The sequence below is a fragment of the Aureimonas sp. CAS genome (assembly GCF_059838215.1).
In genome coordinates, this window is sequence record NZ_CM187563.1 from 2,028,400 (window position 1) to 2,045,735 (window position 17,336).

13 protein-coding genes are annotated in these 17,336 nt (G+C 68.8%); 8 read left to right on the forward strand and 5 right to left on the reverse strand.

Annotated elements, in window-relative coordinates:
• Positions 1–5 precede the first annotated feature (5 nt).
• Both AC6R2M_RS09845 and AC6R2M_RS09850 read left to right on the forward strand, forming a co-directional pair.
• On the forward strand, positions 6–482 hold the full coding sequence (locus AC6R2M_RS09845; RefSeq protein ID WP_500481641.1) for a peroxiredoxin: 477 nt from the start codon (positions 6–8) through the stop codon (positions 480–482).
• Between the two features lie 92 nt (positions 483–574).
• Positions 575–1,858, forward strand: a complete 1,284-nt coding sequence (locus tag AC6R2M_RS09850) for a M23 family metallopeptidase (RefSeq protein ID WP_500481643.1) — start codon at positions 575–577, stop codon at positions 1,856–1,858.
• A 22-nt stretch (positions 1,859–1,880) separates the two neighbouring features.
• Here the strand turns inward: AC6R2M_RS09850 and prfB are convergent.
• The 3 genes from prfB to AC6R2M_RS09865 form a co-directional block, all read right to left on the reverse strand.
• Positions 1,881–3,009, reverse strand: a protein-coding gene (prfB, locus tag AC6R2M_RS09855) for a peptide chain release factor 2 (RefSeq protein WP_500481645.1) whose coding sequence is annotated in 2 segments (ribosomal slippage) — positions 1,881–2,939 and positions 2,941–3,009 — 1,128 coding nt in all. Because the reading frame shifts where the segments join, the coding sequence is not laid out codon by codon here.
• 148 nt (positions 3,010–3,157) lie between these two features.
• Positions 3,158–5,596 (reverse strand): penicillin-binding protein 1A, encoded by a 2,439-nt coding sequence (locus AC6R2M_RS09860; protein WP_500481647.1) that lies wholly within the window; start codon positions 5,594–5,596, stop codon positions 3,158–3,160.
• A gap of 186 nt (positions 5,597–5,782) precedes the next feature.
• Entirely contained in the window at positions 5,783–6,961 is a 1,179-nt protein-coding gene (locus AC6R2M_RS09865) for an N-acetylmuramoyl-L-alanine amidase (protein ID WP_500481649.1), read from the reverse strand.
• A 550-nt stretch (positions 6,962–7,511) separates the two neighbouring features.
• Here AC6R2M_RS09865 and AC6R2M_RS09870 point away from each other — a divergent pair.
• Complete coding sequence (locus AC6R2M_RS09870; protein WP_500481651.1) at positions 7,512–10,331, forward strand: Rne/Rng family ribonuclease; 2,820 nt, start codon at positions 7,512–7,514, stop codon at positions 10,329–10,331.
• A 73-nt stretch (positions 10,332–10,404) separates the two neighbouring features.
• On the opposite strand, the gene AC6R2M_RS09875 is transcribed toward AC6R2M_RS09870, so the two are convergent.
• Entirely contained in the window at positions 10,405–11,571 is a 1,167-nt protein-coding gene (locus AC6R2M_RS09875) for a pyridoxal phosphate-dependent aminotransferase (protein WP_500481653.1), read from the reverse strand.
• A 101-nt stretch (positions 11,572–11,672) separates the two neighbouring features.
• Here AC6R2M_RS09875 and AC6R2M_RS09880 point away from each other — a divergent pair, with 101 nt between their 5' ends.
• From AC6R2M_RS09880 to aat, 5 genes are all read left to right on the forward strand, one after another.
• Positions 11,673–13,046: a M48 family metalloprotease gene (locus AC6R2M_RS09880; protein WP_500481656.1), complete on the forward strand. Its 1,374-nt coding sequence runs from the start codon at positions 11,673–11,675 to the stop codon at positions 13,044–13,046.
• A gap of 38 nt (positions 13,047–13,084) precedes the next feature.
• Entirely contained in the window at positions 13,085–13,831 is a 747-nt protein-coding gene (locus tag AC6R2M_RS09885) for a DsbA family protein (protein ID WP_500481658.1), read from the forward strand.
• A 168-nt stretch (positions 13,832–13,999) separates the two neighbouring features.
• Positions 14,000–14,473 carry an acetyl-CoA carboxylase biotin carboxyl carrier protein gene (accB, locus tag AC6R2M_RS09890; RefSeq protein WP_500481660.1) on the forward strand — a complete coding sequence of 158 codons (474 nt, stop codon included), beginning with the start codon at positions 14,000–14,002 and terminating at the stop codon, positions 14,471–14,473.
• 52 nt (positions 14,474–14,525) lie between these two features.
• Positions 14,526–15,875 (forward strand): acetyl-CoA carboxylase biotin carboxylase subunit, encoded by a 1,350-nt coding sequence (gene accC, locus AC6R2M_RS09895; RefSeq protein ID WP_500481662.1) that lies wholly within the window; start codon positions 14,526–14,528, stop codon positions 15,873–15,875.
• Between the two features lie 12 nt (positions 15,876–15,887).
• Positions 15,888–16,499 carry a leucyl/phenylalanyl-tRNA--protein transferase gene (aat, locus tag AC6R2M_RS09900; protein ID WP_500481664.1) on the forward strand — a complete coding sequence of 204 codons (612 nt, stop codon included), beginning with the start codon at positions 15,888–15,890 and terminating at the stop codon, positions 16,497–16,499.
• A gap of 10 nt (positions 16,500–16,509) precedes the next feature.
• On the opposite strand, the gene AC6R2M_RS09905 is transcribed toward aat, so the two are convergent.
• The gene (locus tag AC6R2M_RS09905) at positions 16,510–17,259 is read right to left on the reverse strand and encodes a YebC/PmpR family DNA-binding transcriptional regulator (protein ID WP_500481666.1); all 750 of its coding nucleotides are present in this window, start codon (positions 17,257–17,259) and stop codon (positions 16,510–16,512) included.
• Positions 17,260–17,336 lie beyond the last annotated feature (77 nt).

The following is a 17,336-nucleotide window of genomic DNA, read 5'->3' on the forward strand; positions in this document are numbered from 1 at the left end:
ATTCAATGAAACAGCTTCGTGAAGGCACGCCCTGCCCCGCATTCGAACTGCCGGACGCGGACGGCGCGACCGTCTCGCTCGACGATCTGAAAGGCAGGCCCTTCGTCCTCTACTTCTATCCCAAGGACGACACGTCGGGCTGCACGGTCGAGGCGAAGGACTTCTCGCAGGCCGGAGAGGAGTTCGCGGCGATCGGCGTGCCCGTGTTCGGGGTCTCGCCGGACGGGGTGAAGAGCCATGCCAAGTTCGCGACCAAGCACGAGCTGAGCGTCCGGCTTCTGGCGGACGAGGAGAAAAAACTGATCTCCGCGCTCGGGCTGTGGGTCGAGAAGTCGATGTATGGCCGGACTTATATGGGCGTGGAGCGCGCGACGATTCTCTTCGATGCGCAGGCGCGCGCCCACCGGGTCTGGCCGAAGGTGAAGGTCAAGGGCCATGTCGACGAGGTGCTGGCGGCCGCGAAGGCGCTGGCCGCCGGCTGAACGTCGCCCGCATGGAGCGCTCCGACGAAGGCCTCACCCTTCCTTAACCTTAATGGTTTCCAATCGGCCGGAGATTCAGTCCCCGGTCCGACATGAGCCGCCCAGCCCAGCCGATCTTCGCACCGCCCTCCCCGCGCCCGACGCTGACGCTCGCGCGCGGGGAAAAGGTGTGGCGGATGACGGTCCGGCCCGCGGCTGCGCTGGCGGCGGCTCTCGCGCTCACGACCATCGTCGTCGCGGGTGTCGGCTCGACCGCGCTCTTCCTCGCCAGCGACGACGTCGCGTCGGCCTTCCGCGCCCGCGAGGCGCGCACGGTCTCGGCCTACGAGAAGCGGATCGCCGATCTTCGCCGCGACCTCGACCGGGCGGTCAGCCGGGAGCATTCGGAACGGCGCGATTTCGAGGCCGGGCTCTCGCGGATGCTCGACCGCCAGCGGGTCATCGAGCAGCGATTCGAACAGATGCAGCCGCTGGTCGCCCAGGCTCGCAGCTCCGGCCTGATTCCCGCCGACATTCCTCTGCCCTCGGAGCGACCGGACGCGTTCGACGCGCCGATCAACGCCTATGCGCCGCGGGAAACCGCGAAGCCCGACTTCTTCTCCAGCTTCGACCTGCGCCCGAGCACCGACCGCTCGCCCTCGCGCAGCGGCCCGCAGCGGGGCGCGGCCCTGACGCCGAGCGGGCCGACCACCGCCGAGACGCTCGCGGGCGTCGCGGCGAAGGTCGAGGCGATCGAGGAAAACCAGGTCGAGCAGCTCGCGCTCCTCGCCGAGGCGGCAGAGATGCGCGCCGCGGAGATCGCCGGCATCCTCGTCGATGTCGGCGTGCGCGAGAACGAAGCGGCGGCTGCCATGGGCGGGCCGTTCGTGCCCGTTCCCTTCGTCGATCCGTTCACCAACGAGCTGACGCGCCTGGCGGACGCGCTTTCCAACCTGCGCGACGTGCAGCAGGCGACGACCGCGCTTCCCTTGCGAGCGCCCGTCGAGAACGCGGCGGCGAGCAGCAATTTCGGCGTCCGGCTCGACCCGTTCTTCCGCCGTCCGGCCATGCACGCCGGCATCGACTATCCCGCCCCGACGGGCACGCCGGTGCTCGCCTCCGCGCCCGGCAAGGTCTCGCGCGCCGGGCGTCGCGGCGGCTACGGCCTGATGGTGGAGATCGATCACGGCGCGGGCCACGTCACGCGCTACGCGCATCTCTCGGCGATCGACGTCGCTGCGGGGCAGACGGTTTCGGGCGGCGATCCGATCGGCCGCGTCGGTTCGACGGGGCGCTCCACCGGTCCGCATCTGCATTACGAGGTGCGGCGCTCGGGCAAGGCGATCGATCCGACCCGCTATCTACGGGCGGGCGAGGTGCTGAGCGCCCTTCGCTGATCGAAGGGCGCTCGAAGCGTCGTCAGTCCACGTCCTCCACGACCTTGTCCGAGCCGTGGACGCGGTGCGCGAGCGCCGCCTCGATGAACTCGTTCAGGTCGCCGTCGAGGACGTTCTGCGGCGTCGTGTGCTCCACGCCGGTCCGCAGATCCTTCACCAGCTGATAGGGCTGCAGGACGTAGGAGCGGATCTGATGGCCCCAGCCGATCTCGGTCTTGGAGGCCTCCTGCGCGTTTGCAATCGCCTCGCGCTTCTTCAGCTCTTCCTCGTACAGGCGCGCGCGCAGCATGTTCCAGGCGGTCGCCCGGTTCTTGTGCTGCGAGCGCTCCGACTGGCACTGCACCACGATCCCCGTCTTGAGATGCGTGATGCGCACCGCCGAGTCGGTCGTGTTGACGTGCTGCCCGCCCGCGCCCGAGGCGCGGTAGGTGTCGATGCGCACGTCGCTTTCCGAGACGTCGATCTCGATCGATTCGTCCACGACCGGATAGACCCAGACGGAGGCGAAGGAGGTGTGGCGCCGCGCGGCATTGTCGTACGGGCTGATGCGAACGAGCCGGTGGACCCCGGACTCGACCTTCATCCGCCCATAGGCGTTGTGCCCCTTGAGGAGGATCGTCGCGGACTTGATCCCGGCCTCTTCGCCCGAGTTCTCTTCCAGCACCTCGATCTTCATCTTGTTGCGCTCGCCCCAGCGCATGTACATGCGCAGAAGCATCGACGCCCAGTCCTGGCTCTCCGTGCCGCCGGCACCGGAGTGGACTTCCAGATAGGTATCGTTGGAATCAGCCTCGCCGGAGAGAAGCGCCTCGATCTGAAGCTGGGCGACCTCCTTCTGGAGCGCGCGCAGGGCGTTTTCCGCCTCCGCGATCACCGAAGCGTCGTCCTCCTCCTCGCCCATGGCGATGAGCTCGACATTGTCGGCGATGCCCTGCTCCAGGCGACGGATGCCGCTCACCGCCTCATCGAGGCGCTGGCGCTCCTTCATCACCTTCTGGGCCTCCTGCGGATCGTCCCAGATGGACGGATCCTCGGCCTTGGCGTTCAGCTTTTCGAGGTCCTTGACGGCGCGGTCCCAGTCAAAGATGCCTCCTCAGCAGGCTTACGGCCTGCTTGGTCTCATCGACGATCGTCTCGATCTCGGCACGCATGCCGCTACCCCGTTCATGTCATGAAAGTGTTTCGGAAGGTGGCGCGGACCATAGGGACGGCCCTGCGGCCTGTAAAGGCGAGAGCGATCGCACGCGTCCCGCGACGGCGCCAAAAGGCGCCGGCAGAGGCGGCGGCGATACGCCGTCCTCAGAACAGGCCGCCGGCCCCCGACATGATCGCGCGCTCGACCTGCTGCGAGGGCGCCGGCGCGGAAGCGACCGTGTCTCCGATCACCTCGTAGACGTTGGACGGTCCGGTGCCCGGCTTAAAGGCTTCGAGGATCGTCCCCTCGCCGCCCGCCGGCGCTTCCATGCCCGTGCGCCGGTCGACGAGGATCTGCGTCATGCCCTCGGGCATGCGGAAATCGACCGGATCGGTGCCTTCCAGCGCGGCGGCCATGAACTCGGTGAAGATCGGGGCGGCGAGCCCGCCGCCCGTCGCGCGCGGACCCAGCGGCGCCGGCTGGTCGTAGCCGATGAAGACGCCCGTCACGAGGTCCGGCGTATAGCCGACGAACCAGACGTCGCGCGCCTCGTTGGTCGTTCCGGTCTTCCCCGCCACCGGCACGCCGAGCGCGGCGACGCTCGTCGCCGTGCCGCGCTGGACGACCCCCTCCATCATGGAGGTGATCTGGTAGGCGGTCATCGGGTCGAGCACCTGCTCGCGATTGTCCACGAGCGTCGGTTCGCTCTGGTGGCTCCAGCCCTGCGCGTTGCAGCCGTCGCATTCGCGCTGGTCGTGTCGCAGCACCGTGCGCCCGTAGCGGTCCTGGATGCGGTCGATCAGCGAGGGCTGCATCGAGCGACCGCCATTGGCGAGCACCGCATAGGCGGAGACGAGTTTCAGGACCGTCGTCTCACCCGAACCGAGCGACATCGGCAGGTAGCGGCCCATGCGGTCGTAGATGCCGAAGCGCTCCGCGTATTCGCCGACGAGATCGATGCCGATCTCCTGCGCCAGCCGCACCGTCATGAGATTGCGCGACCGCTCGATGCCGGCGCGAAGCGTGGACGGGCCGGCGCCCGAGCCGTCCGAACCGTAGTTCGTCGGCGACCAGACGTTGCCGTTGCCGTCCGTGATCGAGATCGGCCCGTCCATGACGACGGAGGCCGGCGTGTAGCCGTTGTCGAGAGCGGCGGCGTAGACGAAGGGCTTGAAGGCCGAGCCCGGCTGGCGGAGCGCCTGGCTGGCGCGGTTGAACTCGGACTGCGCGTAGGAGAAGCCGCCGACCATGGCGCGAACGCGGCCGGTGTGCGGGTCCATCGCCACCAGTGCGCCCTGGACGCGCGGCGGCTGGCGCAGCAGATAGCCGCTCTCGTCGGGCTTCGCCTCGACATAGACGACGTCGCCGGGCGCCAGCACCTGATCGACGCGCGAGGCGTCCACCCGCTGGCCTTCGCGGCGAACGCGGAGCGCCCAGCGCATGTCGTCCGTCGACAGCGTGATCTCGTCGCGGTCTTCGCCGAGCGCGCCGGAAATCTGGCGCCGCGGCTGCAGACCGAGCGTCGCCGAACCGGACCCCGCTTCGAGAACCACCGCGAGACGCCATTCGGGAACGTCGGAGAGCGGCGTGACCGCGCCGACGGCCGCGCCCCAGTCGGAGCCGATCTCGACGGTGTCCACGGGGCCGCGATAGCCGTCGCCCTGGTCGAAGGCGATCAACCCGTTGTGCAGCGCCTCGCGGGCCTGCAGCTGCAATTCCGGGTCGAGGGTCGTGCGCACCGAAAGGCCGCCCTCGTAGAGCGCCTTCTCGCCGTAGCGCGCGACGATCTCGCGGCGCACGTCCTCGGTGAAGTATTCGGCGGAGGCAAGATAGGTGCCGCTCGGGCGCGGGTTGACGTCGAGCGGCCGGGCGGCCGCCTCCGCCGCCTGCTCGGACGTGATGACGCCGTTCTCCTGCATCCGGGCGATGACCCAGTTGCGGCGGCCGATCGCCTCGCCCGGCGAGCGGAAGGGGTTGTAGTTCTCCGGCGCCTTCGGAAGAGCCGCCAGATAGGCCACCTCGTGGATGTCGAGCTCGCCCACCGCCTTGTCGAAATAGGCAAGCGCGGCCGCCGCCACGCCGTAGGAGCCCATACCGAGATAGATCTCGTTCAGATAGAGCTCGAGGATCTTGTCCTTCGAATAGGCCCGTTCGATGCGCAGCGAGAGGATCGCCTCCTTCACCTTGCGGTCCATCGACCGCTCGTTGGTGAGGAGGAAGTTCTTCGCCACCTGCTGCGTGATGGTGGAGCCGCCCTGCATGGGGCCGCCGCGCGCCACGACCACGGCCGCGCGCGCGATGCCCTCGTAGTCGAGCCCGGCGTGATGGTAGAAGTTCTTGTCCTCGGCCGAGAGGAACGCGTCCTTCAGAAGCTGCGGCATCGCCTGGATCGGCAGGAACAGCCGGCGCTCGCGGGCGTACTCCGCCATCAGATCGCCGTCCGCGGCGTGAACGCGCGTCGTCACCGGCGGCTCGTAGTCGGCGAGCACCTCGTAGTCCGGCAGGTCGGCGCTCATCTCCGAGACGTACCAGCCGACGCCAGCAGCCGCGATCAGCGCGAAGGCGGAGCCGATACCGAAGAAATAGCCGAGCAGCTTGAGCATGCCGTCCCCATTCTGAGCGGCGGCGGCCATCCGCAGCGATCGCCGCCCCATGTCGTCGGCGCCAAGAGATGGGCGCACGAACCGACGAGTTGCAGGATAATTAAGGCGGCCCCATGTTTCGACGGGTGCCGGGGCGATTGTTGTTGCAATCGCGCCACCTTGGCGCGCAAACGGACGGTCGAGCGCTCAGCGCGCCTCGAGAAACGCCGCGATCGCCTGCGCGACGACGGCCGCCGTCTGCTTCTGCCATTCCGGGTCCGCCATCAGCTTCTCGTCCTCGACGTTGGAGAGGAAGCCCATCTCCAGGAGGACGGACGGGACGTCCGGCGCGGTCAGGACGCGAAAGCCGGCCGAGCGCTTCGGGTTGTTCATCAGCCGGACCCCCTCGCGCCGCATCGTGACGACCAGTTCGTCGGCGAAGCGGCGGGACAGGGTTTCGGTCTCGCGCTTCACCAGATCGACGAGGATGTCGTGAATCTCCGGCGTGTCCTGCGTCCATTCCGGGCCGACGAAGCGATCCGCCGCGTTCTCGCCCTCCGCGATCTCGCGCGACAGGGAATCGGAGGCGGTCGCCGAGAGCGTGTAGACGGTCGCGCCGCGCAGATCGCGATGCCGGATCGAATCGGCGTGGACCGAAACGAAGAGATCGGCGCCGGCCCGCCGGGCGATCGCGGAGCGCTCCGCGAGCGGCACCAGCGTGTCGTCCTCGCGCGTCAGGCTCACCTCGACCGGACGGGGGCCCTCCTCCAGCGCGGCCTTGAGAACGAGCGCGAAAGCGAGGTTCAGCTCCTTCTCCAGCGTGCCGCCCGCGCCCACCGCGCCGTAGTCGGCGCCGCCATGACCCGGATCGATCACGACGGTGTAGCGCCGTGCGGTCACGGCCTCGTCCGGCGCTCCCTCGGGCGCGACGCCGCGCCCGGCCCGCTCGGCGACGGCCGCGGCGAAGGCGCCGTCGTCGGCGTCCTCGAACTCGAGGCGCAGGACGGTGCGCCCTTCCGCGCTCTGCGAGGTGAAGCGCGGGATCGCCGGCTCGCGCAGCTGGAACAGGACGCGGTAGAGCTCGGGGGAGACGAGGCCATCGCGCATGGCCGAGATCGGGCCCGCCTCGTCCGCCTTTCCCGGCCGCGCCAGCGCCACGGTATCGGCGAGGTCGAGCGCGATCCGGTAGGGGTGCTGCAGGAGGATCAGCTCGCTCGCCGGCTGACCGTCGATCTCGATGGTGATCGTCGGACCGTCCTGCGAGAACCCCGTCACCACCGAGGTCTCCGCCCGGACGCTTACGATGCCCGCGATCGTGGTCAGGCAGAGCGCCGCGACGAAGAGGAGGACGGCGCGCGGGAGGAAGCCGGGGCTGAGCGTCTTCATGCGGAACTCGGGCGACGGTCGGCCGGAGGCGGCCGGCATGGGCGGGCGGCGCGGGCCGAACGAGCGGAAGGCCGGCAATTCGGCTTTACACTTGTTTCGAATCCTCACCCAGCATAAAAGCGGAAGTGAGACATAAAGGAGAGGCGCGGAGCCTCACGGAATCGTCTGGCGCTCCGATCCGCGAAGCGCCGATGCGGCGCGGTTCCGGCGGCCTCTTCCCTGGCCGTCTCAAGCCAATTTCCCGCCGGACGATCGCTTCCGGACGGATCATCCGCATATCGTCGGTCGGGTCTCTTCCCATCTTCGGACATGCGGCTTCATCGGTCGCCGTTCGGTGACCATCGAGTCATTTCAGGTCGCGAACGCGTGTCGGCAATCATAGAACGCCCCTCCCCGCCAGCCGGACCCGCAGCGATCGCGCTGCAGGCCGGATCGGCGTCCGGTCGGGCTCTTTGCGCACGTGCGGCCCAGACGGACCCTCCCGCTCATCCATCGCGATCGGCATTGCCGTCCCGCGCACGGGGGCCGGCGGTCCGGGAGCATCTTTCATATGCCGAACAAAATGCTGATCGACGCGTCTCATCCGGAAGAGACGCGGGTCGTCGTCGTCAAGGGTAGCCGGATCGAGGAATTCGACTTCGAATCCGAGCACAAGAAGCAGCTCAAGGGTAACATCTACCTGGCCAAGGTGACGCGGGTCGAACCCTCGCTTCAGGCCGCCTTCGTCGAATATGGCGGCAACCGCCACGGCTTCCTTGCCTTCGGCGAAATCCATCCGGACTACTACCAGATCCCGGTCGCCGACCGGCAGGCGCTGATCGAGGAAGAGCTCGCCCGCGTCGCCGAGGAGGACGACGAGGACGACCGCAAGGCCGCCAAGCCGCGCCGCCGCAGCCGCAAGTCCTCCAGCGAGACCGTCGCGGCCTCGGCCGAGGACGGCGAGAGCGTGTCGGAGGTCGTCGAGACCGAGGCCGGCGAAGCCTCCTCGGAGGGCGAGACCGAAGAGGGCGCGGCCGAACGGACGGCAGCCGAGGCCGAGGGCGACGAGAACGCCGAACCCTCCGAGGGTGGCGAGACCGAATCGCGCCCGACGCGCAGCCGCTCGCGCCGCCGTGGCCGCAAGAGCGAGGAGCCGGTCGATGCGGAAGCGGAGGCCGGCGAAGCCGAGGAGGTCGAGGATCTCGGCTCCGAGGACGCCATGGAGGAGGTGCCGGTCCGCAACCGCGCGCCCCGCAAGCAGTACAAGATCCAGGAGGTCATCAAGCGCCGCCAGATCCTGCTCGTGCAGGTCGTCAAGGAAGAGCGCGGCAACAAGGGCGCGGCGCTCACCACCTATCTGTCGCTCGCGGGCCGCTACTCGGTCCTGATGCCGAACACGGCGCGGGGCGGCGGCATCTCGCGCAAGATCACCAACGCGGCCGACCGCAAGCGGCTGAAGGAGGTCGCGCGCGACCTCGAAGTGCCGCGCGGCATGGGCATCATCCTTCGCACGGCGGGGGCCAACCGCACGCGCGCCGAGGTGAAGCGCGACTACGAGTACCTGATGCGCCTGTGGGAGATGGTGCGCCAGCTGACGCTCCAGTCCACCGCGCCCGCCCTCGTCTACGAGGAGGGATCGCTGATCAAGCGCTCGATCCGCGACCTCTACAACAAGGACATCGACCAGATCACCGTCGCCGGCGAAGCGGGATACCGCGAGGCGAAGGACTTCATGCGCATGCTCATGCCGAGCCAGGCGAAGGTGGTCCAGCCCTATCGCGACCCGACGCCGATCTTCGCGCGCAACGGCATCGAGGCGCAGCTCGACAAGATGCTGCAGCCGAACGTGACGCTGAAGTCCGGTGGCTACATCATCATCAACCAGACCGAGGCGCTGGTTGCCATCGACGTCAATTCCGGCCGCTCCACGCGTGAGCATTCGGTCGAGGACACCGCCTACCAGACCAATCTGGAAGCGGCCGAGGAGGTGGCGCGCCAGCTCCGCCTGCGCGACCTCGCCGGCCTGATCGTCATCGACTTCATCGACATGGAGGAGAAGCGGAACAACCGGAACGTCGAGAAGCGTTTGAAGGACTGCCTCAAGAACGACCGGGCCCGCATCCAGCTCGGCCGCATCTCGCATTTCGGCCTGATGGAGATGAGCCGTCAGCGCATCCGCGCCAGCGTCCTCGAATCCACGATGCAGCCCTGCCCGGTCTGCGCCGGCAACGGCTACATCCGCTCCGCCTCCTCGCTGGCGCTGCATGTCCTGCGCTCCATCGAGGAGCATCTGCAGAAGCACGGCACGCACGACCTCATCGTGCGCGTGCCGACCCAGACGGCGCTCTACGTCCTCAACGAGAAGCGCGCGACGATCACCGATCTGGAGCGCCATTACGGCCTGCACATCATGATCGAGGCGGCAGACGGCCACGGCCACCAGCACGTCTCGATCGAGCACGGCGCGGAAGCCGCCCGCAAGCGCGAGATCGATCCGGTCCAGCCGCTGCTCGCGGCCGACGCGCAGGACGCGGCGGTCGACGAGGCGCTGGCGGCCGAAGCCGCCGCCGAAGTCGCCGAGGGCGAAGGCGAACTCGTCGAGCGTCCCAAGACGCAGTCCCGCGAGACCGGCGAAGAAGGCGAGGACGACGGCCGCCGTCGTCGCCGCCGCCGTCGCGGGCGCGGTCGCCGCAACGGCGGCGATGCCAACGGCTCCGAGGAGAACGGTTCGGACGAGAACGGCGATGCCGAACGCTCCGCCGAGGAGTCGGGTGACGGCGAAGCGTCCGAGACGCGCGACGAGAACGGCGACAGCGACGGCGAGGGCCGCGAGCGCCGCCGTCGCCGCCGGGGCCGTCGCGGCGGCCGCCGCAACCGCGAGACCGAGAACGGGGCCGAAAACGGTTCGGACACGGGATCGGACGAGGATGCGGACGCCGATGGCGAGGTTCGCGATGTTCCGGTGATGGACGTCGCCGAGGGAACGGACGTCGCCGCCGACGAAGCGCAGCCCGACCTCGCCGATCGCTCGCCGGAGCCCGAGATGGTGCCCGAGGTGGCCGCCGTCATGGGCACGGGAGCGGACGACGGCGAGGAGCCGGAGACGGAAGCCTCGCAGGCCGTGATCCCGCCGGACGAGAACGAGGTGCAGGCCGCCGTCGCCGAAGCCGGTGCGAGCCTCGACGCCGAGACGCCGCTCGACGAGGTCTTCCCGGCTACGGACGAGACGATCGAAGCCGACGAGGACAATGTCGAGACCGAGATCGCGGCGGTTTCGGATCAGCCCGACAGCGTCACGCGCGGACCGCGCCTCATCTCCAACGGCACGGAAACGGGCGAGGAGGACCTCGCCGACCGTCCGAAGCGTCGCGGCTGGTGGTCGCGCGGCTGAGGTCGCACGCGCTTAGGATTGGAAAGGCCCGGTCGCGTCGAGCGGCCGGGCCTTTTCGTTTCAGGCGCCCGGTTCAGCGCATCCAGCGGTCCAGTCGCTCGATCGCCTCGGCGATGGCGGCCGGATCGCCGGCATAGGACAATCGCATGAAGCGCTCGCCGCGCGAGAGGTCGAAGTCGAGGCCCGGCGTCATCGCCACATGAGCCTCCGCCAGCGCCGCCGACGCCATGGCGCTCGCGGCGTCGAAGCGCTCGGGAATCCGGGCATAGGCGTAGAAGGCGCCGTCGATGGGCGCGATCTCGGAGAAGCCGAGGCGCGGCAGCGCCTCGGTGATAAGGTCGCGGCTCGCTTCGTACTGGCGTCGCACCCCGTCGAGTTCGTCCCGGCACTCGAAGGCGGCGAGCGCCGCCCCCTGGCTGAGGTCGGGCGCCGAGATGTAGAGATTCTGGCCGATGCGCTCGGCCGCGCGCGTCAGTTCCGGCGGCAGGACCAGCCAGCCGCAACGCCATCCGGTCATGCAATAGTATTTGGAGAAGGAGTTCACGACGATCGGACGATCGGAAAACTCCAGCGCCGAGGCCGTGTCCGCCCCGTAGGTCAGCCCGTGATAGATCTCGTCGGAGACGAAGCGGATCCCGGCCTGATCGCAGAAGCGCACCAGACGCTCCAGCTCGTCGCGCGGCGTGACGGTGCCCGTCGGGTTCGCCGGGCTGGCGATGAGGACGCCCTGGATCGGCGTGCTCGCATGTTCTTCGGCCAGCCTTTCGGCCGTCAGGATGTAGGCGTCGTCCGCGCCGACCTCGATCTCGACCGGAACGAGGCCCAGCGCCTTCATGATGTTGCGATAGGCCGGATAGCCGGGCGCCGCGATGGCCACCCGGTCGCCCGCGTCGAACGCGGCGAGGAAGGCGAGGTTGAAGCCGGCGGAGGAGCCGGTCGTCACCATGATGCGGTCCGGGCCGGGCGAGACGCCGTAGGTCTCCTCGTAATGCCGCGCGATCCGCGCACGCAGCGCCCCGCGGCCGAGCGCATCGGTGTAGCCGATGCGGCCGTGCTCGAGCATCGCCCGAGCTGCCGCCATCGCCCTGGCGGGCGCCGGCGCGCTCGGCTGGCCGACGGCGAGCGAGATGACGGGCGCGCCGGCCTCGATCATCCGGTTCGCCGCCGAGAGCACGTCCATCGCCCGGAACGGATCGACATTGGAGCGCATGGAGGGGCTCGGGGTTGATCCTGACGGCATGGGGGCCTCACAATCGCCGGAATGGAATGTCCGAACCCGAGCGGATGGAAAGCGTCGTCTTCGGCGCCTTCGTCGGGTTCGTGCGAATGCGAGGGGATAGCATGAAAAGGTGGTCTGCGAGCCTTCGGGCGAGATTCGTCGCGTTCCTCGCCGCATTCGCCACCCTCGTCACCTCGTTTCCCGCCGCCGCGCAGAGCGAGCGCGCGCGCCTGCCCGTCGTTCGCGACGCCGAGATCGAGGCGCTGGTGAAGGAGTATGCCGGGCAGATTCTCCAGGCGGCGGGACTGTCCGCGACCCGGGTCGAGATCGTCCTCGTCAACGACCTCGCCTTCAACGCCTTCGTCGCCGGGCGGCGCATCTTCATCAACACCGGCACCATTCTCGCCGCCCAGACCCCGAACCAGACGATCGGCGTCATCGCCCACGAGGTCGGGCATCTGGCGGGCGGGCATCTCGACCGCATGCGCGACGAAATCTCCCGCGCGCAGACGATCGCGGTCGTCGCCGGCCTTCTCGGCGCAGGTCTGGCGGCCGCCGGCGCCATGTCCGGCCAGGGCGAGATCGCCTCGGCGGGCGCGGCCGCCATGTCGAGCGGCGGCGGCATCGCGCGGCGCGGGCTCTTCGCCTATCAGCGCGGCGAGGAAATCACGGCCGACCGCTCCGCCGTCACCTATCTGAACAAGACCGGCCAGTCCCCGCGCGGCCTTCTGGAAGGCTTCCAGAACATGATGCGCACGAGCATGCTCTCGGGCGGCAACACCGCGCGCTACGTCTCCTCCCACCCCGCCCCGCAGGATCGACTCGGCCTCCTGCAGGCGCTCGCGCAGGAAAGCCCCTACTGGGACCGCCGCGACCCGCCGCAACTCCAGCTGCGGCATGATCTCGCCCGCGCCAAGATCGCGGCCTACAACGGCGGTGCCGGTCTCGTCCGCCAGACCTTCGGGCGCGATCTGCACTCGCTTCCCGCCCGCTACGGCGACGCCATCGCCACGCATCTAGCGGGCGCGCCCGCCCAGGCGCTGCAGAAGATCGACGCGCTGATCTCGGAAGTGCCCCGCAACGCCTATTTCCACGAGATCAAGGGCGAAATCCTCCAGCAGGCGGGCCGCGCGAACGAGGCCGCCAGCGCCTTCGCCAGAGCCGCCGAGCTCGATCCTTCCAATTCGGGTCTTCTGCGCGCCTCGGTCGGCCAGGCCCTGGTGACGGGCGGCAACCCCTCCCGCATGCAGGAGGCGATCACCCAGATCCGCCGCGGTCTCGAGGCCGAGCCGAACAACGCGACCGCCTATCGTTTCCTCGCCATGGCCTACGGCCAGATCGGCGACGTCGGAAGCGCCGAGCTTGCCACGGCCGAAGGTTACTGGCAGGCCGGGCGCTTCCGCGACGCCAAGGTCTTCGCGGCGCGCGCGCAAGGCAAGTTCCGGCCCGGCACACCGCAATGGCAGCGGGCCAACGACATCATCACGTCGCCCTGAACGATCCCTCGTCCCGACCGACCCGAAAGGCCCCGTCCTTGAAGAAGCACATCCTCGCCGCGAGCGCCCTCGCCCTCCTGGCGACCTCGCCGTCCGTCGCCTTCGAGCCGCAGGAGCGCGAGGAGATCGAGACCATCGTGCGCGAATACCTCCTGCGCGAGCCGGAGCTGCTCGTGGAAGTGCTCGACGCGCTGGAGGAACAGCGCTCGGCGCAGGCCGGCGAGATGCAGCGCGAAGCCATCGCCGCCGTCGGCGCGGAGCTGACGGCCTCGCCGGAGGGCACCGTCCTCGGCAATCCCGAGGGCGACGTCACGATCGTGGAGTTCTTCGACTACAATTGCGGCTTCTGCCGGCGCGCGCAGGCGGACATGGAGGCGCTGATCGAAGACGACCCGGAGCTGCGCGTCGTCCTGAAGGAAATCCCGGTCCTCGGCCCCGAATCGGAAGCGGCCAGCCGCGTGAGCCTCGCGATCCGCGACCTCGAGCCCGGGCGCTACGCCGAGTTCCAGCGCCGGCTTCTCACCAGCGGGACGACGGCGAACGAGGAGGCGGCCCTCGCCCTCGCCGAGGAGATGGGCCTCGACCGCGGTGCGATCGCGGAGGCGACGGATTCGCCGGCCGTCGTCTCGGCGCTGCAGGAGAGCGCTCGCCTTGCCGCGGCCTTGAACATCACCGGCACCCCGACCTATGTGGTCGGCAACGAGCTCGTCCCCGGCGCCGTCGGCGCGGATCAGCTCGCGTCGCGGATCGCGCAGGTCCGCGAATGCGGCGAGGCGGGCTGCTGAGACCGCCCCCGCGCCGTGCAGAACCCGCCCGCCCCTTTGCCTGAAGGCCATCCCACGCTATAGGGCGTCCCCAGCCACGGGGCGCCGCCACGGCGTCCGACGCTTTCCCAGCTCTCCCAAGGCGCATCGCGAGGCGAGCGGCCGCGCGACCCTCAAGGAACAACAAGAATGTCGAACGAAGACAACGCCATCGATCCGAAGCTGATCCGCGAGCTGGCCGATATCCTGAACGACACCGATCTGACCGAGATCGAGCTGAAGCAGGGCGAGCTGCGCATCCGCGTGTCGCGCCGCAAGGAAGCCCCCGCGACCTTCTCCTACGCAGCGCCGCAGCCGCAGCAGCACGCGCCCGCCGCACCGGCCGCCGCACCGGCTCCGTCCGCGCCCGCCGCTTCGACCGGACCCGAGGTCGGCTCGGTCCCCTCGCCCATGGTCGGAACGGTCTATCTGGCCTCGGCTCCCGGTGCGAAGTCCTTCATCGAGGTCGGTCAGCAGGTCTCCGAAGGCGACACGCTGCTGATCATCGAAGCCATGAAGACCATGAACCAGATCCCCGCGCCGCGCTCCGGCACGGTCAAGCGCATCTGCGTCGACAACGGCCAGCCGGTCGAATACGGCGAGGCGCTCGTCGTCATCGGTTGATCGAACGGGTCGTACAGCGACCGGTCCCGACCGGACCGGCGGAAGGATGCATATGTTCAACAAGGTCCTGATCGCCAATCGCGGCGAGATCGCGCTCCGTGTCCTTCGTGCCTGCAAGGAGCTCGGCATCTCGACGGTGGCCGTCCACTCCACCGCCGACAACGCGGCCATGCATGTGCGCCTCGCGGACGAGAGCGTGTGCGTCGGCCCGCCGCCCTCGCGCGATTCCTATCTGAACATCCCGCAGATCCTCGCGGCCTGCGAGATCTCGGGCGCCGACGCGGTGCATCCCGGCTACGGCTTCCTGTCGGAGAACGCCCGCTTCGCGGACATTCTCGAAGCGCACAACGTCACCTTCATCGGCCCGACGGCCGAGCACATCCGCATCATGGGCGACAAGATCGAGGCCAAGCGCACGGCAGAGCGCCTCGGCATCCCGGTCGTTCCCGGCTCGCCCGGCGCGGTGACCGAGGATGCGGAGGCCAAGCGCATCGCCGACGACATCGGCTACCCGGTCATCATCAAGGCGGCTGCCGGCGGCGGCGGTCGCGGCATGAAGGTCGCGATGACGGCCAAGGATCTGCCGATGGCGCTCGCGACCGCGCGCCAGGAGGCCGGCTCGGCCTTCGGCGATGATTCGGTCTATATCGAGAAGTATCTCGCCAAGCCGCGCCACATCGAGATCCAGGTCTTCGGCGACGGCAAGGGCAACGCCATCCATCTCGGCGAGCGCGACTGCTCGCTGCAGCGGCGCCACCAGAAGGTCTGGGAGGAGGCCCGCTCCCCCGCGCTCGACGACGCGCAGCGCCAGCGCATCGGCACGATCTGCGCCGAGGCCATGGCCAAGCTCCAGTATCGCGGCGCCGGCACCATCGAGTTCCTGTACGAGAACGGCGAGTTCTACTTCATCGAGATGAACACGCGCCTGCAGGTGGAGCATCCGGTGACGGAGGCGATCACCGGCATGGACCTCGTCCACGAGCAGATCCGCGTCGCCAGCGGCCAGGGTCTGTCGAAGCGTCAGGAGGACATCGTCTTCTCCGGACACGCGATCGAGTGCCGCATCAACGCCGAGGACCCGCGCACCTTCGTGCCCTCGCCCGGCACGATCAGCTACTATCACGCCCCCGGCGGGCTGGGCGTCCGCGTCGATTCGGCGGTCTATCAGGGCTACTCGATCCCGCCCTTCTACGATTCGCTGATCGGCAAGCTGATCGTCCACGGCGCCAACCGCACCGAATGCATGATGCGGCTTCGCCGCGCGCTCGACGAGATCATCGTGGACGGCGTGAAGACCACGCTGCCGCTGTTCCAGGACCTCATCGAGAACCCGGACATCCGCGAAGGCGCCTACGACATCCACTGGCTCGAAAAGTATCTGGCCGGCGACAAGCCCGCCTGAGACGAGACGAGCATGGCGCGCCGGGACGATTTCGAGATCACTCCCGAAATTCTCCTGCGCGCCTATGCCTGCGGCGTCTTTCCGATGGCGGAGGCAGCGAACGACCCGACGATCCACTGGGTCGATCCCGAGCGGCGCGGCGTCATCCTGCCCGGCCGCTTCCACGTCCCCAGAAGCCTCGCCAAGACCGTGCGTCGCGGCACGTTCGAGATGCGCGTCGACACCGCCTTCGCGCGCGTCCTCGATCTGTGCGCCGAGCCGGCACCGGGACGCCGCGACACCTGGATCAACGAGCCGATCCGCCGGCTCTATCTGCAGCTCTATCGGATGGGCTTCGCCCACAGCGTGGAAAGCTGGAAGGACGGCGAGCTCGTCGGCGGGCTCTATGGCGTCAGCCTCGGCGGCGCGTTCTTCGGCGAGTCGATGTTCTCGCGCGAGACGGACGCCTCGAAGGTCGCTCTCGTCCATCTCTGGGACCGGCTCATGGCCGGCGGCTACCGCCTGCTCGACACCCAGTTCCTCACCGGTCACCTGTCGCGGTTCGGCGCGATCGAGATCGACCGCGCCGAATATCATCGCCTTCTGGAGGACGCACTGGACGTCAGCGCCTCTCTGACGCCCTGACCCGGTCCGATCAGGCCGCCGAAAGCTTCGCCATGACCGCGTCGTCCACCTCGAAGTTCGCGTAGACGTTCTGCACGTCGTCGTCGTCTTCGAGATTGCCGATGAGGCGGAGCACCGACTGCGCCTTCTCCTCGTCCACCGGCGTGCCGGTCTGCGGACGCCAGATCGCCTTCACGCTCTCGGCTTCGCCGAGGCTCTTCTCCAGCGCCGCCGAAACCTCGCCCAGGTCCTCGAAGGCGGTGATGATGCGGTGTCCGTCCTCGGAGCTCTCCACGTCGTCCGCGCCGGCCTCGATCGCGGCCTCCATCACCTTGTCGGCGTCGCCGGCCTTGGCCGGAAAGACGATCTCGCCCACCCGGTCGAACATGAAGGCGACCGAGCCGGTTTCGCCCAGCGCGCCGCCGGACTTGGTGAAGTAGGAGCGCACGTTCGAGGCGGTGCGGTTGCGGTTGTCCGTCAGCGCCTCCACGATGACCGCGACGCCGCCCGGGCCGTAGCCCTCGTAGCGGACCTCGTCGTAGTTCTCGGTGTCGCCGCCGGCCGCCTTCTTCACGGCGCGCTCGATGTTGTCCTTGGGCATGGACTGCGCCTTGGCGTTGTTGATCGCCAGCCGCAGGCGCGGGTTCATGTCGGGGTCGGGCAGGCCGGCCTTGGCCGCCACCGTGATCTCGCGCGCGAGCTTGGAGAACATCTTGGAGCGCACCGCGTCCTGCCGGCCCTTGCGGTGCATGATGTTCTTGAATTGGGAATGACCGGCCATCGGATACCTTGCTGGCGAGGAATGAGAGTGTTTCGTCCGATATAAAAAATCGGCCCGCCGCCGTCCAGAACGGAAGG

Coding starts and splice junctions, on each gene's coding strand:
- AC6R2M_RS09845 (WP_500481641.1), top strand. CDS start 6: ATGAAACAGCTTCGTGAAGGCACGCCCTGCCCCGCATTCGAACTGCCG.
- AC6R2M_RS09850 (WP_500481643.1), top strand. CDS start 575: ATGAGCCGCCCAGCCCAGCCGATCTTCGCACCGCCCTCCCCGCGCCCG.
- AC6R2M_RS09860 (WP_500481647.1), bottom strand. CDS start 5,596: ATGCTCAAGCTGCTCGGCTATTTCTTCGGTATCGGCTCCGCCTTCGCG.
- AC6R2M_RS09865 (WP_500481649.1), bottom strand. CDS start 6,961: ATGAAGACGCTCAGCCCCGGCTTCCTCCCGCGCGCCGTCCTCCTCTTC.
- AC6R2M_RS09870 (WP_500481651.1), top strand. CDS start 7,512: ATGCCGAACAAAATGCTGATCGACGCGTCTCATCCGGAAGAGACGCGG.
- AC6R2M_RS09875 (WP_500481653.1), bottom strand. CDS start 11,571: ATGCCGTCAGGATCAACCCCGAGCCCCTCCATGCGCTCCAATGTCGAT.
- AC6R2M_RS09880 (WP_500481656.1), top strand. CDS start 11,673: ATGAAAAGGTGGTCTGCGAGCCTTCGGGCGAGATTCGTCGCGTTCCTC.
- accB (WP_500481660.1), top strand. CDS start 14,000: ATGTCGAACGAAGACAACGCCATCGATCCGAAGCTGATCCGCGAGCTG.
- accC (WP_500481662.1), top strand. CDS start 14,526: ATGTTCAACAAGGTCCTGATCGCCAATCGCGGCGAGATCGCGCTCCGT.
- aat (WP_500481664.1), top strand. CDS start 15,888: ATGGCGCGCCGGGACGATTTCGAGATCACTCCCGAAATTCTCCTGCGC.
- AC6R2M_RS09905 (WP_500481666.1), bottom strand. CDS start 17,259: ATGGCCGGTCATTCCCAATTCAAGAACATCATGCACCGCAAGGGCCGG.